The sequence below is a fragment of the Pseudomonas sp. PB105 genome (assembly GCF_009764655.1).
Classification (GTDB): Bacteria; Pseudomonadota; Gammaproteobacteria; order Pseudomonadales; family Pseudomonadaceae; genus Aquipseudomonas; species Aquipseudomonas cyclaminis.
In genome coordinates, this window is the sequence record NZ_RWIO01000044.1 from 47609 (window position 1) to 70504 (window position 22896).

Here is a 22896-nt window from a genome sequence, read left to right on the forward strand (position 1 = left end):
GTGGGCGATAGACACAGATCCCATGGTTTTGCGAGATACAGCTGACGGCGCTTGTTATCCTGCCAGCCTTGTCTTCCTGGATGCGCGCTGATGCAGATCGACCCTGCTTACCTCCTGCTTGAAACCGAGCACTGGCGGCTCAACCATCACCTGGCTTCCAAACTGCCGGGGTACCTGATGCTGGGCGCCAAAGCGCCTATCCATTCCCTGGCGGACATGCCGCAAGCCGCACTGGCCGAACTCGGCGGGCTGCTCGCCATGACCCAGCGAGTCATGGAAGCGCAACTCAAACCCAAGTGGCTGTACATCAGCCGTTATGGGCATATGCCAGGGTTCCCGCTGCACTTTCATTTCATCCCGGTGTATGACTGGGTGGAAGAGGCGTTCTGGCGGGACGAGCGGTACCGCGTGCTGCAAGACTTCGCCGCGCCAGGCATTGCGCAGGCGCAGACTGACGGCGCCGAGCTGACGCTGTTTGTGTGGCGCGAATTTGGAGAGAGCCAGAGGCCTCCGGCGGTTCAGGGGGATTCGGTTGGCGTGGTTATCGAGCGGCTGCGTGCGGCGTTCTTTAGCCGATGAGGGGCAAGGACAATGTCGAGCGTCTTTTGCCTGCACCAGCGCTATCGCGAGCAAGCCCGCTCCCACATCGAGCAGCGGTGTTTATTCAATCCGCTTCTTCATCGGGATACACGCCAACTCCAGCCCCGACGGCGAATGGTAGATTGCCTGCTGCTCGCCCTCATACCCGCACGCCCGATAGAAACTCGCTGCATTCAGCGTGGCATCCAGCACTACTTCGCCTAACGCCAGTTCCCGCGCCAGCGCCTCAAGATGATCCAGCAGTGCCTTGCCGTACCCTCGCCCAGTGAACTGGGGCAGTACAAACAGTGCGCCCACTTCATTGTTGTCGAGGTCGAGCATGCCGGTGGCGACCGGTTTATCGTTTACCCAGCCAAGGTAAAACGGTTTGTCCATTAACCTGTTGTAACCATCGTCGGCACTGCCGCGGGTCCAGAGTGCCATTTGTTCTGCGGTGTAGGCGCCGATGCATTGGCTGCGGATGGCTTCGCGGCGGATGTCAAAAGCGGCGTTGGCGTCTTCGCGGGTGGCGCGTTTTATTTCCAGCATTGGGTCCTTCCTTTATGCGGGCGGGTTACCTCGCGGCCTGGTCGGCGCCTTGGGGCAGCGCGTGGGAGTTTATATTAACGCGATCCGGAGGCTGGATGCTGGGGCACGCCCACTCGCCACAAGAGCCCGTGTCACTCGGGGAGTTTGTATCTATCATGTGGCCCTTCACCCAATACCCAGGAACCCGCATGCCCGCCCACACCTTCCGCAACGCCCTGCCCGCCGACGCGGCACGTTGCTATGAAATCGAAATCACTGCCTACGAAGGCGACGAAGCCGCGACCCTGGAGAAGATCGCCACGCGCATTGCACAGTACCCGCAAGGCTTTTTGATCCTTGAAGCCGATGACCACGTGGTGGGGTTTATCAACTGTGGCTGCGCCCATGACGTGGTGATGTCGGACGAGGCATTCAAGGAGTTGGTGGGGCATGCGCCCGGGGCGCCGAATGTGGTGATCATGTCCGTCGTGGTCGATCCGGCGCATCAAGGCAACGGCTATTCCACGGTATTGATGAAAGAGTTTGTGCGGCGCATGAAGGCGCTGGGCAAGCAGACGATTCACCTGATGTGCAAGGACCGGCATGTAGCGTTGTACGAGCGCATGGGCTACACCTACGTTCGACCTTCGCCCTCGGATCATGGTGGGATGGCGTGGCATGACATGGTGGTGTCGCTCTGACAAATCGAGGTTTTGTGATGACCGCAGCGCTTATTGAAATCAGTGACCAACCCAACCCTGACGCCGAGCGCATTCTTGGCAGCGGTCTGGCCGCGTTCAACGAATACGCCACGGGCTACCACGACCGGCGGCCTCTGACGGCACTCGTCAGAGACCCGCACACCGAGGAAATTCTGGGAGGCATTACCGGCAGAACGTCCTTTGGCATGGCCTTCCTCGACCTGTTCCACTTACCCGACGCGCTACGCAGCACAGGCCTGGGCAGCCAGCTACTGCGAGCCTTCGAAGACGAAGCCCGGCGCCGGGGTTGCCTGAATGCCGTGCTGTACACCATCAGCTTTCAGGCGCCAGGCTTTTACGAGAAAAATGGGTGGGTGCGGTTTGGGGAAATACCCTGCGCGCCGGAAGGCATCAGCCGCGTATTTCTGACCAAGCAGCTGTAACTTTCACGAACAGAAAGTCCTCCGCCAGTGGCAAGAACATTCGCCCTTACCAGCTCCCCGACGCCCCGCCGCCGCCACTGGACCCACCGCCGCCCGACGAACTGCTGCTGGAACTGGAGCTGGAGCTGCTGGAGCTTGAACCTGAACCACCACCCGAACCGCCCCCCGAGACACTCTGCACAAACAGCAGAAACGCTGCGAAAGAAGCCACCGGGATCGCGATGATCCAGCCCTGGTAACCGTGCCCCAGCAGCACGCCCGCCGCCACGTAGATCGCCGCCGCCGCCAGCGCCCGCACGAAGAAGAAACGCGGACGGGTTTTCCACGATTCCCTGATGACAAAAAACAACCCCACGTAGAGCCCGAGGATCAACGCCCCGCCGAACGGCCACAGCAGCCAGTGGACAAAGCTGACCGCTACAAACCGGTCCGCCACCACGACCCCGACCACATAGACCAGCACGGCCATCACGCAGTAGAACGCCGTGCGCGCCAGCCACAACGCACCGAAGGTGGCGCCGCCGATCAATATCGTCAGCGGCAATACGAACAGGAACATCGGCCATTCGCGGCCACCGCTGAAAGTCGTCAGCAGTACGGTGACCGCCAGCGCAGCGATCAATGCTCGGCGCCAACCCAGTTGGCGGGAGGCGACCAGCACACCGCCAATCGCACCGAAGATAAACGCCAGCAGCACCGCCATCGCCTGGGGGTTGACGCCAGGCCCTGCCACGGCGGGCAGCTCGCCGCCGTCCACCAGCACGACCAAATCATTCACCCCCTGGCTGATACCCGCCGCGTAATCGCCCTGACGAAACGCAGGCGTGATGTGCTCCTCGATGATGCGGTGGGCCAACAGGTCGGTGACGGTGCCTTCCAGGCCATAGCCCACTTCGATGCGCACCTTGCGATCATCCTTGGCCACCAGCAACAGGATGCCGTCGTCGACGTCCTTGCGCCCCAGTTTCCAGGCGCGGAACAGTTGGTTGGCGTAATCCTCGATGCTTGCCGCGCCAATGGAGGGCACCAGCAACACGGCCACCTGGGCGCCCTTGCGCTGTTCGAGGGCGGCAAGCTGCTCTTTCAGACGAGTGGTGGTGCTGGCGTCGAGGGTGTTGGTGAGGTCGATGACCCGCTGGTCAAGGGCGACGCCAATCGGCGAAGTGTCAGCCTGGGCGATGATTGACAGGCTGGCGAGCACCAGTACCAGCAGAACCGAGAGAGAGTGCCGCAACCACCGCATCATGTTTGTTACCTGAAGTTTCTTCCTGAAGGCGCCGACTTTACCTTATCAGCGCTATAACACGTGACCTCACAGCGGTGACTATTTAAACTGCCGCACACATAGCAATACGCCATAACTTTGAGACCCTCATGGACCTACGCCACCGCAACAACGTCACTGTGATGGGCTGCGGGACTTCGACCCTGGTGTTTTCCCATGGGTTCGGCTGCAACCAGGCCATGTGGAACTACCTCGCGCCGCAATTCAAAGAGCGCTTTCGTGTGGTGATGTATGACTTGGTAGGCGCCGGGCTCTCCGACCTGGACGCCTTCGACAAGACCAAATACAACACGCTGGAAGGCTACGCCCACGATCTCAATGAAATCATCGACGCCTACGCCGAAGGGCCGGTGATTCTGGTGGGGCATTCGGTCAGCGCCATGATCGGCACCCTCGCCGATCGCCTGGTGCCGGGACGGATCGCCGCCCATGTGATGATCGGCCCCTCACCGCGCTATATCGATACCGATGGCTACGTCGGCGGTTTCAAGCGCAGTGATATCGACGACCTGCTCGATACCCTCGACAGCAACTACCTCGGCTGGTCCAGCGCCATGGCCCCGGTGATCATGGGAGCGCCAGAGCAACCTGCGCTGAGTGAGGAGCTGGCCGAGAGTTTCTGCCGCACCGAGCCGGACATCGCCAAGCAATTTGCGCGGGTGACTTTCACGTCCGACAACCGCCAGGACGTGACTGGCCTGACCACCCCGGTGTTGATCCTGCAATCGAGCGACGACCTGATCGCCCCGGTGGCCGTGGGCGAATACCTGCACAGCGTGTTGCCCAACAGCACCTATTGCCTGGTGGACAACGTCGGCCACTGCCCGCACATGAGCGCGCCGCAAGCCTGCGCCGCGGCCATGGACACGTTCCTCACGCCGTGGGCGGTGGCCCGTGCCCACTGAGCTGTTCGACAGCGCCGCCTGCGCCCTGGCCGTCACCACGCAAGACGGCACGATCCTGCAAGCCAACGCGCGCTTCAGTGACTGGCTGGGGTTCAGCAACGCCGAGCTGTGCGGCCAACGCTTCCAGGACCTGCTGACCATCGGCGGGCGGATCTTCCACCAGACTCATCTGGCGCCAATGCTGCGCATGCACGGCAGTGTCACCGAAGTGAAGCTGGACATGCTGCACCACGACGGCCACAAGGTGACCGTGCTGCTCAACGCCAACAAACGCGAACAGGCCGGCGCGGTAGTGCACGACCTGGCGCTGTTCGGCACCACCGACCGTGACAAGTACGAACGCGAGCTGCTCAACGCACGCAACCTGGCCGAAGCGCTGTTGCAGGAAAAGAGCGCCACCGAACTGGCGCTGCAACGGGCCCAGGCTGAATTGAGCGAGGCCTACGCGATTGCCCAGCGCCGTGCGCTGTTTGCCGAGCAGATGGTCGCGATTGTCAGTCATGACCTGAAAAACCCGCTCACGGCGATCCGCATGGCGTCGGACTTTCTCCGCCGTGGCGAGCGCACCGCCAAGGAACGCCAGCTGCTCGGGCATATCGGCCAATCATCCGAACGTGCCCAGCGCATGATCGCCGACCTGTTGGACTTCACCCAGGCCCGGGTCGGCCAAGGCATCACCATCAAGGCGGCGCCACTGGACCTGCATGAGGTGATTCATCGCACGGTGGACGAGCTGCGTGTGGCGTTCCCCAAGGCGACGTTGGAACATACCGCCAAAGGCACTGGCGACGCCTGCCTGGACGCCGACCGCGTGCAGCAGATCATCGGCAACCTGGTGGCCAACAGCGTGGCCTATGGCGACCTGCAACGACCGATCACCATCACCTCGCAATTGGATAACGGCGCATGCGAAGTGGCCGTGCATAACCACGGCGCGGTCATTCCCGAGGCCTTGCTGGCGGTGCTGTTCGAGCCCATGACCCGTGGCAGCGACGTGCGCAGCGTGGGCCTGGGCCTGTATATCGTGCGCGAGTTGGCCAAGGTGCATGGCGGCGATGTGGCGGTGAGTTCGTGCGCCACCGGCGGCACCACGTTTACGGTGAAGTTTCAGAACAGGTAGCCGTTCAAGACAGATAGACACTGCCCTGCATCACCGGCTCCACGCTACCGGTCAACACCACGCCACCCTCGCCCGTCCAGTGCACGGTGACCGTGCCGCCATCGCACTGCACCTGCACCGTAGCATCCAGCAAGCCCCGCCGGATGCCATTGACCACCGCCCCGCAACAGCACGAACCAGACCCCAGCGGCACGCCACCGCCACGCTCCCAGATGCGCAGGCGGATATGTCCACGGTCGAGCACCTGCACAAAATGCACATTGGTCCCGGCCGGGAACAGCGGATGAATTTCCAGCGCAGGGCCCACTGCGGCCACTTCAACGGCGTTGATGTCGTCGATAAAAAACGTGCAATGGGGATTGCCCATGCTGCACGCCGCCGGGCTCCCCTCGATCGGCAAGGTGCAGGTGTCCATGGCCTCGGCCAGCGGTACAGCGGCCCAGTCCAGCGACGGCTCGCCCATGTTCACCGACACCCGCCGCCCCGCCTCGCGCACGCAGGTCAGCAGGCCACGGTCCGTGCGCAGCACCACCGAATCGCTGCCGGTTTCATGCATCAAACGGTCGGCCACACCGCGGGTGGCGCTGCCGCAGGTTTGCAGCGGCGTGCCGTTGGGGTTCCAGAACTTGATACGCGCCACGGCGTCTTCGCAATCCAGCACCACGGCCAGTTGATTGAAGCCAATGCCGGTGTGGCGATTGCCCAGGCGCCGGGCGACCTGCGCGGTGATCGGGTCATCCAGGCCACGGCGGTCGACGATGATGAAGTCGTCGCCATGGGCGTGCATTTTTACGAACTGCAAGGGCATGGAGCGTCCTGGGGTCGACCTGTGGGGGAACTGGAGGATACCCTGAACCCGCCCCACTGACCTATCGAAGGACCGAACCATGCTTATCGTCTTCAGCGGCTTGCCCGGCACCGGCAAAACCACGATTGCCCGTGAACTGGCAGGCCGGATCGCTGCGGTTTACCTGCGCATCGATGTGATCGAGCAAACCCTTCGCGATGCGGGCGTGGCGCCGGGCGCCAGCGGCTACGGCGTGGCGAATGCCCTGGCGCTGAGCAACCTGCAATTGGGGCGCACGGTGGTCGCCGACTGCGTGAACCCGGTGCAGGAAAGCCGCGCAGCGTGGCAAGAAACCGCCGCAACGGCAGGCGTGGCTTTGGCCAATATCCAGGTAGTTTGCTCTGATGCGCGGGAACACCAACGCCGGGTCGAAACCCGTGAGGGGGATATTTCAGGACTGACTCCACCCTCTTGGCCGTCGGTGCTGAAACACGACTATGAAGCGTGGAGCAGTAAGCCATTCAGTATCGATACGTCATTAATGTCTGCAACTGCTGCGGTGCTGGCGATCACCGACTTTCTCTCGTCAACCTACTCTTTTCCAGTGGCCCGTGACTCAGTTTGCTTATCCCTCGACTAAAATAATGGCGAATAGCCATCAATCAAAAAGTATTTGCCGTATCGTTAATCGACGTCGAGGCAATTCACTTAGATAACGTCCCCTACCGAGAACGCCCGTGACAGAGAATGAAATCAAGCTGCTGAGTTATCTGATATCGCATTTCAGAGCAGGAAAAATCAACGCAAACGATCCGCGAACGCACCTTCCCTACTCGCAGGTTCACGCTGAACTGGGTCTACCGCATGACGGACGCACGCTCGGGGACAGCTTGAACGTTCATGCTATGGGGGGATTGGCAAAATGGCTATTTGACAACCGGCTACCGGCGATAACGGGGGTCATCATTAACAAACTCGACTCCCCCGAGCCGGAACGCCGAGGAATGCCGTCGCCGACCTACTTCACGTTTCACGACCGCGAGGACCTCGATTACATCTGGCAACGAGACCAGATCAGGCGCGCATGTGAAATAAACTGGGGGGCCGAACTTGAACGGTGCGGCATAACCCTCGCAGATATCTTCCCACTGCCTGAAGAAATTCCGGATACGGTGATCGAAGGCGCAAGAAAGAGCATCACGGTCAATGCTTATGAGCGCAGCTCAGCAGCGCGTGATGCTTGTATCAAGGCGCACGGCGTAAAGTGCTCGGTGTGCAACTTTGACTTTGAACGCGTTTATGGGGGGCGTGGCAAAAGCTTCATCCACGTGCACCACCTCATACCCCTGAGTGAAATCGGCGGCGAATACGAATTGAACCCCGTAACCGATTTACGCCCGGTATGTCCCAACTGTCACGCCATGCTGCATCGAGGCGGAAATATCAGCATCGACGAATTGAAAAGCGAAATAGACTTTGTAAATGCCTTGCGTCGCTAACCAGCAAAACCCGCACGACAGGTAAATCCACCATGCTCAAAAATATCCCAATGGAGCCGTATGAACATAATTGAAAATGGCCATACCAATACGCTCTGCCCCTATCTTGCCAAACCTTTAACGTCCATCCACCCGACCAACAAAGAACATGTATTTCCCGTTGCATTGGGTGCCCCGGAATTATTCTCCGTAGAGGCTTCACTTTCCGAGAATGATCGTCTGGACACACTGGTCGACGCGCCCGTCACCAATGACCCGCTGGTAAAATCCCTCGGCATGATAACCGAGATAAAAACGCGGTCGTATCTTCAGAGCCGCCATTGAAGCCAGCACCAACAAAGCATTAGAGGAGACTGGGCTATTCTTAAGAAACCTGCCGGCAGACCACTATAAATTTGACCCGCCAATGAGTACGAACCATCACTTATTCATGACTGCCCTGGACGATGATCAACTATTCACCCAAGTCATATTTTTTGGTGGCATTTCGTTTGCGTTTTCCACCCCCAGAGACGACATTTCCCTTGAAAACACTAGCCTTGGAAAGCTCGTAGACGCATCACGCAGGTGCTTCATTAAGACCACAGGCGAGTGATCGGTACTCCCCGCCAGTGATGCTCACAGCACACTCCCCATCGCCTTCATCAACACCAGGTCCCGTGCATAAATGTCCGGCGCGTACACCAACCCACCCTGGCGGTCGACCTCGACCGTCCAGTAGCCGAGCAGCACCGGCACCGGCGTGGCCAGCCTGAATTCATGGGTCACACCGGTGGCCAGCAGTTCATCGGTGCGCGCGCGCTCGGCCGGGCTCACCAGCAGGTCGCGCAGCAGCAACGGTTGCTCTACCCGCACGCAACCCGAGCTGAACGCACGCGGGCCTTTGGTGAACAGCGGCTGGCTCGGGGTGTCGTGCAGGTACACCGAATACGGGTTGGGGAAGCGCATTACGATCTTGCCCAGCGGGTTGCGCGGCCCGGCTTCCTGGCGCAGCAGGATATTGCCGGGGCGCGCCCAATCGATCTGCTCGGGCGCCAGCGGATGGCCTTCGGCGTCGAGCACTTGCAGGTTTTGCTGGCGCAGGTATTCGGGGTTGAGGCGGATGGCCGGGAGTTTGTCCTCGCGCATGATGGTCGGCGGGATGGTCCAGGTGGGGTTGAGCGTCAGCCGGGTGATGCTTGACTTGAGCAGCGGCGTCTGGCGCTCGGCGCGGCCTACTTGCAGGCGGGTTTGCCACACGGGAATGCCGCTCTGGTACACGCTCAATTGCGCGGCGGCGACGTTGACCAGCACGCCCTCGGGCTCCAGGTCCTGGGCCAGCCAGCGGAAGCGTTCGAGGTTGATGCGCAGCTGCTCGCGGCGCATGGCCGGGCTGATATTGAGTTCCGCCACGGTGCCAGCGCCGATCACACCGTCCGATTGCAGGGAGTGGCTGACCTGGAAGGCTTTGACCGCCGCGACCAGTTCGGGGCGGTATTGCTTGCTGGCACCCGTGGGTTCGATCGGCAGGTAGCCTCCGCTGTGCAGCCGACGCGCGAGTTCCGGAACACGTGGATCGTCCATGCCAGGACGCAACAGCGGGCCGCTGCCAACCGCATCCCATTGGGGCAACGGCTGCTGGCGCACGGTGGAATAGGCATTGCGCAGGCTGCGGTACAAATCCGCGCTGGGACGGGCCTGGTCGAACGCTTGCGCCATGTCGTGCAGGCCGGTGGCGGCAAAGGCCAACACCTCGGTGTCGGGGTCGCGGGCGGGTGGCTGGGAATGCCACAGCGGTTCGAAACGCGATTGCTGCAAGCGGCCGAAGTGCAGATCCTGCAGGGCTTGCAGGTAGTGCTGGCTGCTGTCGATATCGCTGCACAGCACGTTCTGCGTGGCGTGTGGCACGGCCAGACTATAGTGAGTGGGGTCCAGGCCATCGTCGGCGAGCATCAGCAGCTGGGTCTGGAGTGCTTGGCGGCGCGTCTCGTCCGACCATAACGGGGCATCGCCTTGTTGCTGATAAAAGGCTTGCAGGCGCGCCAGGGCGGGCGCGTCGATCTGCGTCGCCAGGCCGGGGCAGACGCTGGGCAGTTGCGCCAGGGCTTGTTGCACCGGGGCCAGGTCCACCGGCGCGGGAGTCGTGACCGGCAACGGCTCCACCGGCAGCGCGTCGGCTGTGGCGACCAATGGTGCAACGAGCAAGCAAATGCTCAAGTAACATGCGTGTTTTTTGAACAATGACTTGGCTCCAATCCACAGTGGGGGAGATGTACTGTAGATGCTGACTTTTATGTACCGCCTGGGGATCGCCGTCAGTCTGGCTGTATTGAGCAATGCTGCGCTCGCCGCCAACGGCAACCCTCCTACCTTGTATAGCAGCCTGGCGCGCTCGGCTCCAGAACTCAACCCCACTGTACTGAAAAGCGCCCTGAGCGCGATGCAATGCGCGGTCAGCAATGGCGAGGAACGCTCCGAGCGCCTGGCCGTGATTGACTATTCCCAACCGTCGACCGCCCGTCGCTTGTGGATTTTCGACCTGCGCAAGAAAACCCTGGTGCTGCGCGACCTGGTGGCCCACGGCGCCAAGTCCGGGGAAAACTTCGCCACCCAGTTTTCCAATACCGAAGGCAGCCATCAATCCAGCCTGGGCCTGTTCCGCACCCAGGAAAGTTACTTGGGCACCCACGGTTATTCACTGCGCATGGACGGCCTGGAGCCGGGGTTCAATGACCAGGCCCGTGATCGCGCCATCGTGATTCACGCCGCCGACTATGTGAGCCCGCTGTGGAGCAAACGCGAAGGCCGTATCGGCCGCAGCCAGGGTTGCCCGGCCGTACGCCCGCAGGTGGCGCGCCAGGTGGTGGACAAGCTCAAGGATGGGCAGTTCATGTTTTCGTGGTACCCGGACCAGCGCTGGTTGAAGTCCTCGACGTACCTCAATTGCAAACCCCAACAGGTGGCGAGTAGTCGTACAATCCGTGGCGGTTAGCCTGTCCCCACAGATAAAAGAGAGCTTCGCATGCTTCTACATCAATCGACCTGGATCGAGATCGGGCAGTTTCTGGAGCGCAGTCGCACGGTGGTGATCCCCATCGGCTCCAACGAGCAACACGGCCCGACCGGCCTGTTGGGCACCGACTGGATGTGCCCGGAAATCATCGCCGTCGAGGCACAAAAGAACGCCGACATCCTGATCGGCCCGACCTTCAATATCGGCATGGCCCAGCATCACCTGGGTTTTCCCGGCACCATTTCGCTGCGCCCTTCCACCTTTATCGCCGCGATTGGCGACTGGGTGCGCTCGCTGGCCGGGCATGGTTTCGACAAGATCCTGTTCCTCAATGGCCATGGCGGCAATATCGCGACCATTGAAGCGGCGTTTTCCGAGTTGTACGCCGAAGCCAGTTTCGCCAGCCGCCCAGCCGGCTTCGCCTTGAAGCTGGTGAACTGGTGGGACCTGGAAGGCGTCAGCGACCTGGCCCACCGCCAATTCCCCGTAGGCCACGGCAGCCATGCCACGCCGTCGGAGATTGCGGTGACGCAATGGGCGTACCCGGGCTCGATCAAGACAGCAGACTATGCGCCACAGATCGCCAACACCGGCCCGATCCGTGAAGCCCTGGACTTTCGTGCGCGCTTCCCCGATGGACGCATGGGCTCAGACCCGGCGCTGGCGACGGTGGAGAAAGGCGGTGAGTTGGTGGCGTTGGCGGCTCAAGGGTTGGTCAAGACCGTCAACAGCTTCAGCAACGAAGCCAAAGCCTAGGCCGAGTACACATCAACCGGTAGGAAGGGCTGCTTCGCAGCCCAGCGCAAGCCTGCTCACTACAGGTTGCCTGAAGTTATTGGCATTCCTTGGCAGCCAATTCCAGCCGCGACGGCGTTAGAGCCGACGCCAGCGGCTTGCGCTCATACAAGAACACCTTGCCGCCCTCTCCTGACTTGTAGGCTTCAAGCACATCGTCGGCGGCGATCTTGCTGGTCAACACGGCGCGGGCGTGGCGCGAGTTCTGGGTCACGGTCGAGGTGATCCCGTGTTTTTCCAGCTTGGGCAGGACGCATTGCAGATAGGCTTCGGGGCCTTTGCTGGTTTGCAGGGTCAAGGTCGGCGTGTTGGGGACGGACACACAGCCGGCCAGCAACAAGGCTGCGACCGGTAAGAGAAAAGAGCGCATTAAGAATCCTGACGGTAAAAGTAAAAGTTCACGTTAACTGGCGCGCACCAGCGCCTTGAGCGACGCATCAAACTGCTTCAAGGCATCGAGCTGTACATCGCGCTGCTGTTCGATCTGCGCGGCAATTTCCGGCGCGGCCTTGTTGCGGACCCACACCGACGGCACCTGCCTGTGCACCGCGCCTTCAGCCTTGGCGATGTATTGCAGGTCGGCGTCATAGAACCGCGCAATAAAACGCGCCTCGACCTGATCGTTACGCTGGGTCAGCAGTTGGTTATGAGTGTCGAGCATCACCACCACATCGGGGTGAGCCTGCACCAGGGCATCCAGATTGTCGTAGACGGTGACCGACAAAAAGGTGCCTTGCAGCGAACTCATCAACCAGTCAATGGCCAGTTCCGGGTCGGAACTATTGACGAACGCCTGGCGGATACGCCCGTCGAGGGCATCCTTGGCGCCATTCAAGGCCATGTCGTGGTAGCGTTCGAGGTAGCTGAGGTTGTCGCGGGTGTTGTCGCTCAACAACACACCCACTGACTGCGCGTGCTGCAGGGAGTTTACGCTACCGACGATGGGTAGCAAATGGCCTGTACGCAGTTCACCGGCAATGGCCGCGTTGTTCACTGCCACCGTGGCCAGCATCAGAATCATTAAACCCAGCTGAATCATCGTCCTCATCGCGCATTTCCTTGAACAGCGTCTCGATGAAAGGATTTTGCGCTTTCCCTGTAAAAACAGAACTTGCGATGCGTGATGGTGACTATTATCTGAAGCGATAGTGTCACGATAAAACCGATAAGGAGCCGCCATGAAGCCCCACCAGAAAACCTTCGACCGTATCCGTGAAGCCGTCCTGCCGGAGTTTCGCGAGCGGATTGCCGATTACCTGGTCGACTATGAAACCGTGCTGCAGGACATCAACGCCGACGCCGACCAAGCCTGCGCCAGCGCCCAACAATTGCGCGGCTACCTGCGCGGCTTGAACACCACGCGGGTGCTGGGCATGGCGGATTGGGAAGACCTGGACCGGCGCGTGCAACAAATGACGGCCAACGCTACAGCACAGGACGTTGCTGATTGACCCATCCCTGCACCGACGGCCGTTGCCACTGGCGCTGGGCATAAGCCACCAGCTCGGCCGGCACGCTGTCACCGTTGAGGATCAGGCGGTTGAGCATGATCGCCAAGTCCACATCGGCAATCGACCACTCACCGAACAGGTGCGTCGGATTACCCGCCAACAACGCCTGCGCCCCAGTGATCAACCGGCTGGCGGCCGCTTTGGCCACGGGTGATAACGGTGGCATCTGCTGTCCGTAGAACACCACCAGCGTGGAGCGCTCCTGACGGATCGGCAGCAAATCACTGCGCAACCACGCCTGCACCTGACGCGCCCTCGCCCGGAGCTTGAAATCTGCCGGGTACGCCGCTGTGTCAGGGTAGGCGTCTTCCAGGTACTCGGTGATCGCCGAAGATTCGGACAGCGCAAAGTCTCCTTCTACCAAGGTCGGTACACGCTGGGTCACAGATAACCGGGCAAAATCGGCGGTCTGGTTTTGCGCCGCATCCAGATCCAGGGTAACCAGATCGAAGGGCAGGCCTTTTTCCCGCAGGGTAACGAACACCGACATCGCGTACGGGCTGGTGAACAGCGAATCAACGTAAAGGCGCAACGGGCTCTGGCTCATGGGCAATCTCCTTGAATGAGCCTTCACGCTACGAGATGTGCGCGGATAAAGACAATGCAGGGTTTTTATGGAGGCATTCCTGGGAGGAATACCGGGTTAGCCGGCAAACCCGCCCTTGTCCAGAAAAACGCGCTCTTCATCGGTGGTGACCCTGGCCAGCACCGCATTACGATGCGGGAAACGCCCGAAGCGCTGAATGATCTCGGCGTGCTCCTTGGCCCAGCGGTAGGTGTTGGCATCCAACTGCTGGTTGAGGGTCAGGGAGCGTTGCTGGTCCTTTGGGTCTTCCGAGTGCTCGAACGGCAAATAACAGAACGCACGCAATGACGGCTCAACCTGCTGGTCGAGCCCGGCGTCCACCATGCGCTGGGCGTACAGGCGCGCGAGCGGGTCGGTGGCGAACATGTGCGCGCTGCCGCGAAAGGCATTGCGCGGGTATTGGTCCAGGAGGATCAGCAGGGCCAATGCGCCTTCGGCTGAGTCCAGCCAGTTTTCCAGCTCGCGCCGGGCGGCTTGCAGGTGGGTGGTGAAGAAGGTGTCGCGAAACAGTGCGTCGAAGGCGTCGTCCTTGGCGAACCAGCGTTTGGGACCGGCGTGTTGCCAGAAGTCGATGACGGATTGTGGGGTGATCATGGCGAGGGGCTCCGATAGCGCTTTCAATGACGGTATCAGAACCGTCAGCCCGATCAGAGAGCAATTGAGGGCAACGGGCACGTTAATGTTATAGGATAACGTCCAATTTCCACCCTGCCCTGCGATCCCGCCCATGACTGATGCTGCTCCCCTACGTCAACGCCTGCTCTCCATCGACGCCCTGCGCGGCCTGGTGATCCTGTTCATGCTGCTCGACCACGTGCGGGAAACGTTCCTGCTGCACCGCCAGGTCGGCGACCCGATGAGCATCGACAGCACCGAACCCGCGCTGTTTATCAGCCGCACCCTCGCCCACCTGTGTGCCCCAGTGTTTGTGTTGCTCACCGGGCTGTCCGCGTTTTTGTACGGCCAGAAATACCAGGGCCGCCGCAATGTGTCGGCGTTCCTGTTCAAGCGCGGGTTGTTCCTGGTGGTGCTGGAGTTCACCCTGGTCAACTTCGCCTGGACCTTTCAACTGCCGCCCAGCGTGATCTACATGCAAGTGATCTGGGCGATCGGCCTCAGCATGATCGCCCTCGCCGCCTTGGTGTGGTTGCCGCGACCGCTGCTGATCGCGCTCGCGCTGGTGATCATCGGCGGGCACAACCTGCTCGATGGCGTGCACTTCACTCCTGGTTCGGCGCTGCAAGACGTGTGGGCCATCCTGCATGAACGCAGCTGGATCGAGGTCTCCGCAGACCTGCGCCTGCGCACCACGTATCCGGTACTGCCGTGGATCGGCGTGATTGCCCTGGGCTACGGCATCGGTCCGTGGTTTGCCAATGCCACCTTGCCTGCGGTGCGCCAGCGCTATCTGTTGCTGGCCGGCGCGGGTGCGTTGGTGGGGTTTGTGGTGTTGCGTGTGCTCAATGGCTATGGCGAGAAGCCTTGGCAGACGTACGATAGTGGTGTGCAGACGGCGATGAGCTTTTTCAACGTAACCAAGTACCCACCTTCGTTGTTGTTCCTGGCGTTGACGCTGGGGATTGGGCTGTTGCTGCTGTTGGCGTTTGAACGCGCGGGGCACAAGCGCTGGATCGGGGTATTGGCCGTGTTTGGTGCCGCGCCGATGTTTTTTTACCTGTTGCACCTGTATGTACTGAAGGTGCTGTATGTGGCGTGTGTGGCGCTGTTCGGGCTTAACCAGGGCAACTACTTCGGGTTCGACAGCATCGGCGCAGTCTGGATGGCGGCGCTGTTACTGCCGCTGGCGTTGTACTTGCCGGTGCGTTGGTTTGCCGGGTTGAAGGCGCGTCGACGGGATCTGGCGTGGCTCAAATATCTCTGAGCTGACTTAGATTCAAATGTGGGAGGGGGCTTGCCCCCCACACTTTTTGACCGTGCTATGCCAATTCAGCTCGAAGCTGGCGAGCCGCAGTCACCATATGAATCAACGCCGCCTCAGTCTCCGGCCAGCACCGCGTCTTCAACCCGCAATCCGGGTTCACCCACAGCCGCTCGGCCGGAATCCGCTTGGCCGCCTTGCGCAGCAGGTTGGCCATTTCCGACGCCTCCGGCACCCGTGGCGAGTGAATATCGTAGACGCCCGGACCGATGTCATTCGGGTACGCGAAGGCTTCAAACGCGTCCAGCAACTCCATATCCGAGCGTGACGTTTCGATGGTGATCACATCGGCATCCATCGCCGCGATGGACTCGATTACATCATTGAATTCGCTGTAGCACATGTGCGTATGGATCTGGGTGTCGTCCCGTACGCCGGAGGCGCACAGGCGGAACACTTCGGTGGCCCAGTCCAGGTAGGGCTGCCACTGCGCCTGGCGCAATGGCAGGCCTTCACGGAAGGCGGCTTCGTCGATCTGCACGATCTTGATGCCGGCCGCTTCCAGGTCCAGCACTTCATCACGAATGGCCAGGGCCAATTGGCGGGCCTGTACTTCGCGGCTCACGTCTTCGCGGGGGAACGACCACATCAGCATCGTCACCGGACCGGTCAGCATGCCTTTCATGACCTTGTTGGTCAGGCCTTGGGCATAGCGGATCCACTCCACCGTCATGGCCTTCGGGCGGCTCAGGTCGCCAAAGATCACCGCCGGTTTCACGCAGCGCGAACCATAGCTCTGCACCCAGCCAAAGCGCGTGAACACGTAGCCGTCCAATTGCTCGGCGAAGTATTCGACCATGTCGTTACGCTCGGCTTCGCCATGCACCAGCACATCCAGGCCGAGATTTTCCTGTACTTCGACGGCGTGCTTGATCTCGCTGTGCATTGCTGCGACGTATTCGGCTTCGCTCAACTTGCCGGCCTTGTACGACTGGCGCGCCAGGCGGATCGAGGCGGTTTGCGGGAACGAACCGATGGTGGTGGTCGGGAACAGCGGCAGGTTGAGGCCTGCACGCTGCTGCGCGATACGCTGGGCAAACAGCGAGCGGCGCTGACTGTCCTTGGCGGTAATGGCGGCAACGCGTGCCTGGACCGCCGGTTTGTGGATACGCGGCGAAGCGGCACGGGCGGCCTGCACGGCGCGGCTGTGCGTCAAAGCAGCGAGCACATTGGGCGCTTCAGGCTGGTTGACTGCCTGGGCCAGCACCGCCACCTCGGCGCACTTCTGCACGGCAAAGGCCAGCCAGCTTTTTAACTCCGCATCAAGCTGGTCTTCACGGCCCAGGTCCACCGGGCTGTGCAGCAATGAGCAGGACGGCGCCACCCACAGGCGATCACCGAGTTTTTCATGGGCATGCTGCAAGGTCGCCAGGGCGTTTTCCAGGTCGCAGCGCCAGACGTTGCGGCCGTTGACCACTCCCAGGGACAGCACCTTATACGCCGGCAGGCGATCGAGGATGGTCGGGTACTGTTCCGGTGCGCGTACCAGGTCGATGTGCAGGCCGTCGACCGGCAGGTTGGCGGCCAGGCCCAGGTTTTCCTCCAAACCGCCAAAGTAAGTGGCGACCAGTTTTTTCAGCGGGTCACGCTGGATCAGGTTGTACGCGCGTTCAAACGCGTTTTTCCATTCCTGCGGCAGGTCGAGCACCAGGATCGGCTCGTCGATCTGCACCCATTCCACGCCCAGTTCCGCCAGGCCCTGGAAGATCTGGCCATACAACGGCAGCAGGCGGTCCAGCAGGTCGAGTTTGTCGAAGTCACCGCCCTTGGCCTTGCCCAGCCACAGGTAGGTGAGTGGACCGATCACGACAGGCTTGACGTTGTGGCCCAGCTCGCGGGCTTCCTGGACTTCCTCGAACAGTTGGTCCCAGCCCAGGTAGAACTGCTGGTCGACACTGAATTCCGGCACCAGGTAGTGGTAGTTGGTATCGAACCACTTGGTCATTTCCTGGGCGTGAGCACCGCCGCAGCAACTGTCGCTGACACCACGCGCCATGCCGAACAGGGTGTGCAGCGTGGCCTTGCCATCCGCCGGGCGAAAGCGCTCGGGAATCACGCCGAACATCAGCGAATGGGTCAGCACCTGGTCGTACCAGGCGAAATCCCCGGCGGGCAGCAACTCGATGCCGGCCTGTTTTTGCAAATCCCAGTGGGTTTTGCGTAAGTCACGGCCAACGGCGCGCAGGCCGGCTTCGTCGAGCTCACCCTTCCAGAACGCTTCCTGCGCTTTTTTCAATTCACGATCGCGTCCAATGCGCGGAAATCCAAGGGAATGAGCGACTGCCATGACTTACAACTCCAATGTCGTTATGTATGGCAGTCATTGTCGGGATTAGATCATAGTGAGACAAACTCATTATATTTTAGACCATCACAAGTTTCGCTCATGTTAAGACCTGCCTTTAGCAGACACGGCACCCATTCATTGCGGGTACTATGCTCGCGAACAACACATCCAAATGAGCACCCATGATCAAAGCCAGCCTGCGCACTCACTTGACCCTATGGTTTGCTGCTTTGTCCTTGCTCACGTTACTGAGCGTAGGTTTTTATGTGGGGCACATCGCCACCGGGCAAATGAAGCAGGCCAGCGGCAATGCCTTGTTGAGCACGGCACGATCCACGGCTGCGCTGCTGGCTGTGCAACTGCACGAGCGCCAGCTGGAGGTTTCCCTGCTCAGCAAAGCGCCGCTGTTTCGCAAAGGTGACTTGAACGAGCCGGACATCCTCACGCTGATGGAACTGCGCACACAGTCTCGCGCCGAATACGCCTGGATGGGCGTCGCCGATGTCGATGGCCGTGTGCGCCAGGCGGTGAATGGCCTGCTGGTGAATCAATCCGTCAGCCAGCGCCCTTGGTTCCAGGCGGGCCTGCACGGCGAGTACACCGGCGATCCCCATGAAGCGGTGCTGCTGGCCAAGTTGCTGCCGGGCGCGGCGAATGGCGAGCCGTTGCGGTTTATCGATTTCGCCGCGCCGATCCGTAACGCCAAAGGCGAGACCATCGGCGTACTCGGAGCCCATGCGCACTGGCGTTGGGTCACGCAAATCGTCGATTCGGCGGTGATGCAGAAGGACGCGATCCCTGACATCGAGGCACTGATTGTCGACTTCGATGGCAAGGTGCTTTATCCCGAAGTGTTGGCCGGTGAGCAGATGCCCAAAGACAGGCTGGTCACGTCTTCCGGCTGGAGCACAGCCAACGGTTTTGTGACCGCTTCGGTCGCCGTGCCAAGCCCCGCCAGCGCGAAAATGAACTGGTACATCATGGTGCGCCAGCCCTTGGAGGTGGCCCTGCAACCGGCACGCACGCTGCTCTACAAACTCCTGATACTCGGCGTACTCGCCGCCGTGGCGTTTGTGGTCGCGGCGTATTGCCTGGCCTCCTCCCTCAGCCGGCCTATCGAACGGCTGGCCAAGTCCGCCAAGCAAGTCCAGGAGCATCAGCCCGGCGCGGTGTTTCCCCAGGCGCACTCAGTGCTGGAAATCGCCCAGCTGGGCCGCTCGCTGACCGGCATGACCCAATCCCTGCTGGCCAAGGAGCGCCAGTTGCAGGACGCCAACGCCTCCCTGGAAGCCACCGTCGCCCAACGCACCGCCGACCTCACCCAGGCCAATACCGAGCTGCTCAACCTTGCGACCCACGACGCACTGACCGGCGTCTACAACCGTCGCCGCTTCGACGAAAAACTCGCGGAAAACAGCCTGCTGTTCCAACGCACCGGCCGCACTTTTGCCCTGCTGCTGATCGACGCCGACTACTTCAAACGCATCAATGACACCCACGGCCACGCTGTCGGCGATGACGTGCTGCGCCAACTCGCCCAACTGATCCAAAGCACCACCCGCGTCACCGACTTTGTCGCCCGCTACGGCGGCGAAGAGTTTGCCGTGCTGCTACCAGAGGTCGAAGCACCGGACAGCCCGGATGTGGTGGCCGAGAAGATCCGTGCCGCGATTGCCGGCGCGCAGTTTGAACAGGTGGGGCCTGTCACGGTGAGTATCGGCGTGGGCATTGCCGCACCGTCGGACCGCGACACACGGGCGCTGCTGAATCGGGCGGATCAGCAGTTGTATGAGGCCAAGGCTGGCGGGCGTAATCGGGTGGCGTGAGGCCCGGGAGCTAGCTTTGTGGAGAGCGGGCCTGTTGTGGTGAAAGGCTGATCACAAGGCAGGGTTGTCATCTTGGCAGGGCAGAATAATCGCGGCGCAGCTAAATCCGCTCACTAACCTTTCGATCCTGACCAAGTGCGGGCACAATGCGTGTCCTTTTTTGGCAGGCACCGCCGCAGGCTCTCAAAAATGATCAAAACGCCGTACTACCTCATCGATAAACAGAAGCTTCTGGTCAACATGCAGAAGATTGCTTACGTGCGCGAGCAGTCCGGCGCCAAGGCTCTGCTGGCGCTCAAGTGCTTTGCCACCTGGTCGGTGTTCGACCTGATGCAGGAATACATGGACGGCACCACCTCGTCGTCGCTGTATGAGTTGAAGCTCGGTCGCCAGAAGTTCGAAGGCGAGGCGCACGCCTACAGCGTGGCCTGGGCCGACGATGAAATCGAAGAGATGCTGGATAACTGCGACAAGATCATCTTCAACTCGATCAGCCAGTTGCAGCGCTTTGCCGAGCGTTCCGAGGGCAAGACCCGTGGCCTGCGTGTCAACCCGCAGGTAAGCAGCTCCGACTACCTGCTGGCCGACCCGGCGCGCCCATTCAGCCGCCTGGGCGAATGGGACGCGGTGAAGATCGAAGGCGTGATCGAGCAGATCTCCGGCTTCATGTTCCACAACAACTGCGAGAACGGCGATTTCAGCCTGTTCGACAAGATGCTCGGCACCATCGAAGAACGCTTCGGCGCACTGCTGCACAAGGTCAAGTGGGTCAGCCTCGGCGGCGGCATCCATTTCACCGGTGAAGGCTATGCCATCGACGCCTTCTGCCAGCGTCTCAAGGCGTTCTCGCAGAAGTACGACGTGCAGGTCTACCTGGAACCCGGCGAAGCGGCGATCACCAACAGCGCCTCCCTGGAAGTCACCGTGCTCGACACCCTGTACAACGGCAAAAACCTCGCCGTCGTCGACAGCTCCATCGAAGCTCACCTGCTGGACCTGCTGATCTACCGCCTCAACGCCAAGCTGGCGCCAAGCGACGGTGAACATACCTACATGGTGTGCGGCAAATCCTGCCTGGCCGGGGACATCTTCGGCGAGTATCAATTTGATCGTCCGCTGGCCATCGGCGATCGGCTGTCGTTCATCGACACTGCTGGCTACACCATGGTCAAGAAAAATTGGTTCAACGGCCTGAAAATGCCGTCCATCGTAGTGAAACAACTCGACGGTACAGTCGAAGTGGTTCGTGAATTTGGTTACGACGACTACCTGTCCAGCCTTTCGTAAGCTGGCGGATATAGGAGAAAGAAAGCAATTGAAAAAGAACGTTCTTATCATTGGTGCAGGAGGTGTCGCCAAGGTGGTGGCCCACAAGTGCGCGCAGCACAACGACGAACTCGGTCGTATTGCTATCGCGTCGCGCAACATCTCCAAATGCCAGGCCATCATCGACAGCGTCAAGGCCAAGGGTAGCCTCAAGGTTCCCGCCGATATCCAAGCCTTCGCGCTGAACGCCATGGACGTGGAAGCGACCAAGGCCCTGATCCGCGAGACCGAATCGCAGATCGTCATCAACGTCGGTTCGTCGTTCCTGAACATGTCGGTCCTGCGTGCCTGCATCGACACGGGCGTTGCGTACCTCGACACCGCTATCCACGAAGAGCCAGGCAAGGTCTGCGAGACCCCGCCGTGGTACGGCAACTACGAGTGGAACCACCTGCAAGAGTGCAAAGACAAGAACATCACCGCCATTCTTGGCGTGGGCTTCGACCCAGGCGTCGTCAACGCGTATGCCGCGCTGGCGCAGCAACAGCATTTCGACCGCATTGATTCGATCGACATTCTCGACGTCAATGCCGGCAGCCATGGCAAATACTTTGCCACCAACTTCGACCCGGAAATCAACTTCCGCGAGTTCACCGGACAGGTGTGGAGCTGGCAGGACAGCCAGTGGACCAGCAACACCATGTTCGAAGTCAAACGCACCGACGACCTGCCGGTCGTGGGTTCGCAGAACCTCTACCTCACCGGTCACGATGAAGTGCACTCGCTGTCGAAAAACCTCGACGTGCCCAACGTGCGGTTCTGGATGAGCTTCGGCGAACACTACATCAACGTGTTCACCGTACTGAAAAACCTCGGCCTGCTCTCCGAGAAGCCGGTCAAGACTGCCGAAGGCCTGGAAGTGGTGCCGTTGAAAGTGGTCAAGGCCGTACTGCCCGACCCGTCTTCGCTCGCCCCTGGCTACACCGGCAAGACCTGCATCGGCGACCTGGTCAAAGGCACCAAGGACGGCCAGCCGCGTGAGCTATTCATCTACAACGTGGCCTGCCACGAAGAAGCCTTCGCCGAAACCGACAGCCAGGGCATCTCGTACACCGCAGGCGTCCCACCGGTAGCCGCCGCGCTGCTGGTCGCCCGTGGCGAGTGGGATGTGAAACATATGGCCAACGTCGAGGAACTGCCGGCTGAGCCGTTCCTCAAGGCGCTGGACGTGATGGGCTTGCCGACTCGGATCAAGGACGAGAAAGGTGATCGGGCCTGGGATGCGATTGCCTGATAGGCATAGCTGACCGAACAAAAAAATGCGCCCGCAGGGGCGCATTTTTTGTTTGGGGTGGGTAGCGATTCCAAGACCGATGAAGATCCAAATGTGGGAGGGGGCTTGTCCCGATGAGGCCGTTTCAGTTGATGCATCTTTGGCTGACACACTGCTATCGGGGGCAAGCCCCCTCCCACAGGGATAGCACTTCGCCCCAGATTCTCAGAGTTTTCCCAAGACTGTTTCAGGTTGTCGCTCGGAACGCGGCCTGAACGTAGACGGCACCAGGCGCCTGAGCTATCTTCGGGCGCTCCTCTCGACAGACCCGGAACAGGAAGTTACCGCTTGAGCACCTCCCCCCTGCTGCGAAGCCGACCCTTCGCCCTCCTCGCCGGCACCGCACCGCCAACCTGATCGACCGGGTGTTTCGCGACGGCCATGTGGTTGATTACATGGTCCTGAACGTCGGGCCAGCGCATACCGGAGTGTTCAATATTGCGGATATCGCGATTACCGTCGGTGCGTTGTACCTGCTGATCGACCTGTTCATGAAGCCGCGTAAAGCCTAGGT

At 60.7% G+C, this 22896-nt stretch carries 24 protein-coding genes and 1 pseudogene; 16 read left to right on the plus strand and 9 right to left on the minus strand.

The window, feature by feature from the left end:
• The first annotated feature begins 90 nt into the window (after window positions 1-90).
• On the plus strand, window positions 91-579 hold the full coding sequence (locus EJD88_RS11660; protein ID WP_158878014.1) for an HIT family protein: 489 nt from the start codon (window positions 91-93) through the stop codon (window positions 577-579).
• 81 nt (window positions 580-660) lie between these two features.
• Here EJD88_RS11660 and EJD88_RS11665 read toward each other — a convergent pair whose 3' ends face one another.
• Window positions 661-1128, minus strand: coding sequence for a GNAT family N-acetyltransferase (locus tag EJD88_RS11665; RefSeq protein ID WP_158878015.1), 468 nt, complete (start codon window positions 1126-1128; stop codon window positions 661-663).
• A gap of 188 nt (window positions 1129-1316) precedes the next feature.
• Here EJD88_RS11665 and EJD88_RS11670 point away from each other — a divergent pair, with 188 nt between their 5' ends.
• Window positions 1317-1808 (plus strand): GNAT family N-acetyltransferase, encoded by a 492-nt coding sequence (locus tag EJD88_RS11670; RefSeq protein ID WP_158878016.1) that lies wholly within the window; start codon window positions 1317-1319, stop codon window positions 1806-1808.
• Between the two features lie 17 nt (window positions 1809-1825).
• Window positions 1826-2251, plus strand: a complete 426-nt coding sequence (locus EJD88_RS11675; protein WP_158878017.1) for an N-acetyltransferase — start codon at window positions 1826-1828, stop codon at window positions 2249-2251.
• A 46-nt stretch (window positions 2252-2297) separates the two neighbouring features.
• On the opposite strand, the gene EJD88_RS11680 is transcribed toward EJD88_RS11675, so the two are convergent.
• Window positions 2298-3497 carry a YgcG family protein gene (locus tag EJD88_RS11680; protein WP_158878018.1) on the minus strand — a complete coding sequence of 400 codons (1200 nt, stop codon included), beginning with the start codon at window positions 3495-3497 and terminating at the stop codon, window positions 2298-2300.
• A gap of 128 nt (window positions 3498-3625) precedes the next feature.
• Between EJD88_RS11680 and EJD88_RS11685 the strand changes: the two genes are divergently transcribed.
• Both EJD88_RS11685 and EJD88_RS11690 read left to right on the plus strand, forming a co-directional pair.
• Window positions 3626-4441 (plus strand): alpha/beta fold hydrolase, encoded by an 816-nt coding sequence (locus tag EJD88_RS11685; protein ID WP_099586909.1) that lies wholly within the window; start codon window positions 3626-3628, stop codon window positions 4439-4441.
• Window positions 4431-5561 (plus strand): PAS domain-containing sensor histidine kinase, encoded by a 1131-nt coding sequence (locus EJD88_RS11690; protein ID WP_158878019.1) that lies wholly within the window; start codon window positions 4431-4433, stop codon window positions 5559-5561. Before EJD88_RS11685 ends, EJD88_RS11690 begins: the two co-directional genes overlap by 11 nt.
• A gap of 4 nt (window positions 5562-5565) precedes the next feature.
• Here EJD88_RS11690 and dapF read toward each other — a convergent pair whose 3' ends face one another.
• Window positions 5566-6369, minus strand: coding sequence for a diaminopimelate epimerase (dapF, locus tag EJD88_RS11695; RefSeq protein WP_158878020.1), 804 nt, complete (start codon window positions 6367-6369; stop codon window positions 5566-5568).
• A gap of 79 nt (window positions 6370-6448) precedes the next feature.
• On the opposite strand from dapF, the gene EJD88_RS11700 reads away from it, so the two are divergent.
• The 3 genes from EJD88_RS11700 (at window position 6449) to EJD88_RS11710 (ending at window position 8171) form a co-directional block, all read left to right on the plus strand.
• Window positions 6449-6988, plus strand: coding sequence for an AAA family ATPase (locus EJD88_RS11700; protein ID WP_158878021.1), 540 nt, complete (start codon window positions 6449-6451; stop codon window positions 6986-6988).
• Window positions 6989-7085: 97 nt separating this feature from the next.
• Window positions 7086-7847 carry an HNH endonuclease gene (locus EJD88_RS11705; protein WP_218573959.1) on the plus strand — a complete coding sequence of 254 codons (762 nt, stop codon included), beginning with the start codon at window positions 7086-7088 and terminating at the stop codon, window positions 7845-7847.
• A 60-nt stretch (window positions 7848-7907) separates the two neighbouring features.
• A complete protein-coding gene (locus EJD88_RS11710; RefSeq protein ID WP_158878022.1) occupies window positions 7908-8171 on the plus strand; it encodes a hypothetical protein in 264 nt (87 codons plus the stop codon).
• Window positions 8172-8465: 294 nt separating this feature from the next.
• On the opposite strand, the gene EJD88_RS11715 is transcribed toward EJD88_RS11710, so the two are convergent.
• The gene (locus EJD88_RS11715; protein WP_158878023.1) at window positions 8466-10067 is read right to left on the minus strand and encodes a murein L,D-transpeptidase; all 1602 of its coding nucleotides are present in this window, start codon (window positions 10065-10067) and stop codon (window positions 8466-8468) included.
• A gap of 40 nt (window positions 10068-10107) precedes the next feature.
• Here EJD88_RS11715 and EJD88_RS11720 point away from each other — a divergent pair, with 40 nt between their 5' ends.
• Together EJD88_RS11720 and EJD88_RS11725 are read left to right on the plus strand one after the other, a co-directional pair.
• On the plus strand, window positions 10108-10818 hold the full coding sequence (locus tag EJD88_RS11720; protein ID WP_099586918.1) for a murein L,D-transpeptidase catalytic domain family protein: 711 nt from the start codon (window positions 10108-10110) through the stop codon (window positions 10816-10818).
• Between the two features lie 30 nt (window positions 10819-10848).
• A complete protein-coding gene (locus EJD88_RS11725; RefSeq protein WP_158878024.1) occupies window positions 10849-11595 on the plus strand; it encodes a creatininase family protein in 747 nt (248 codons plus the stop codon).
• Between the two features lie 76 nt (window positions 11596-11671).
• Here EJD88_RS11725 and EJD88_RS11730 read toward each other — a convergent pair whose 3' ends face one another.
• Both EJD88_RS11730 and EJD88_RS11735 read right to left on the minus strand, forming a co-directional pair.
• Entirely contained in the window at window positions 11672-12004 is a 333-nt protein-coding gene (locus tag EJD88_RS11730; protein WP_158878025.1) for a hypothetical protein, read from the minus strand.
• A 33-nt stretch (window positions 12005-12037) separates the two neighbouring features.
• Window positions 12038-12682: an ATPase gene (locus EJD88_RS11735; protein ID WP_112195796.1), complete on the minus strand. Its 645-nt coding sequence runs from the start codon at window positions 12680-12682 to the stop codon at window positions 12038-12040.
• A 130-nt stretch (window positions 12683-12812) separates the two neighbouring features.
• Here EJD88_RS11735 and EJD88_RS11740 point away from each other — a divergent pair, with 130 nt between their 5' ends.
• A complete protein-coding gene (locus EJD88_RS11740; RefSeq protein WP_099586922.1) occupies window positions 12813-13085 on the plus strand; it encodes a hypothetical protein in 273 nt (90 codons plus the stop codon).
• Here the strand turns inward: EJD88_RS11740 and yfcF are convergent.
• Together yfcF and EJD88_RS11750 are read right to left on the minus strand one after the other, a co-directional pair.
• Complete coding sequence (gene yfcF / locus EJD88_RS11745) at window positions 13060-13692, minus strand: glutathione transferase (protein WP_158878026.1); 633 nt, start codon at window positions 13690-13692, stop codon at window positions 13060-13062. The genes EJD88_RS11740 and yfcF overlap by 26 nt on opposite strands.
• 96 nt (window positions 13693-13788) lie before the next feature.
• Entirely contained in the window at window positions 13789-14325 is a 537-nt protein-coding gene (locus EJD88_RS11750; RefSeq protein ID WP_158878027.1) for a DUF924 family protein, read from the minus strand.
• A 133-nt stretch (window positions 14326-14458) separates the two neighbouring features.
• On the opposite strand from EJD88_RS11750, the gene EJD88_RS11755 reads away from it, so the two are divergent.
• Window positions 14459-15613 carry a DUF1624 domain-containing protein gene (locus EJD88_RS11755; protein ID WP_158878028.1) on the plus strand — a complete coding sequence of 385 codons (1155 nt, stop codon included), beginning with the start codon at window positions 14459-14461 and terminating at the stop codon, window positions 15611-15613.
• Between the two features lie 55 nt (window positions 15614-15668).
• Here EJD88_RS11755 and metE read toward each other — a convergent pair whose 3' ends face one another.
• Complete coding sequence (metE, locus tag EJD88_RS11760; protein ID WP_158878029.1) at window positions 15669-17957, minus strand: 5-methyltetrahydropteroyltriglutamate--homocysteine S-methyltransferase; 2289 nt, start codon at window positions 17955-17957, stop codon at window positions 15669-15671.
• A 182-nt stretch (window positions 17958-18139) separates the two neighbouring features.
• Between metE and EJD88_RS11765 the strand changes: the two genes are divergently transcribed.
• The 4 genes and pseudogenes from EJD88_RS11765 to EJD88_RS11780 form a co-directional block, all read left to right on the plus strand.
• On the plus strand, window positions 18140-19783 hold the full coding sequence (locus tag EJD88_RS11765; protein ID WP_158878030.1) for a sensor domain-containing diguanylate cyclase: 1644 nt from the start codon (window positions 18140-18142) through the stop codon (window positions 19781-19783).
• 189 nt (window positions 19784-19972) lie between these two features.
• The gene (locus EJD88_RS11770; RefSeq protein ID WP_158878031.1) at window positions 19973-21070 is read left to right on the plus strand and encodes a carboxynorspermidine decarboxylase; all 1098 of its coding nucleotides are present in this window, start codon (window positions 19973-19975) and stop codon (window positions 21068-21070) included.
• 28 nt (window positions 21071-21098) lie between these two features.
• The gene (locus EJD88_RS11775) at window positions 21099-22343 is read left to right on the plus strand and encodes a saccharopine dehydrogenase family protein (protein WP_099586929.1); all 1245 of its coding nucleotides are present in this window, start codon (window positions 21099-21101) and stop codon (window positions 22341-22343) included.
• Between the two features lie 386 nt (window positions 22344-22729).
• Window positions 22730-22894: pseudogene (locus EJD88_RS11780) on the plus strand (signal peptidase II); the annotation flags it as partial.
• Window positions 22895-22896: the final 2 nt, after the last annotated feature.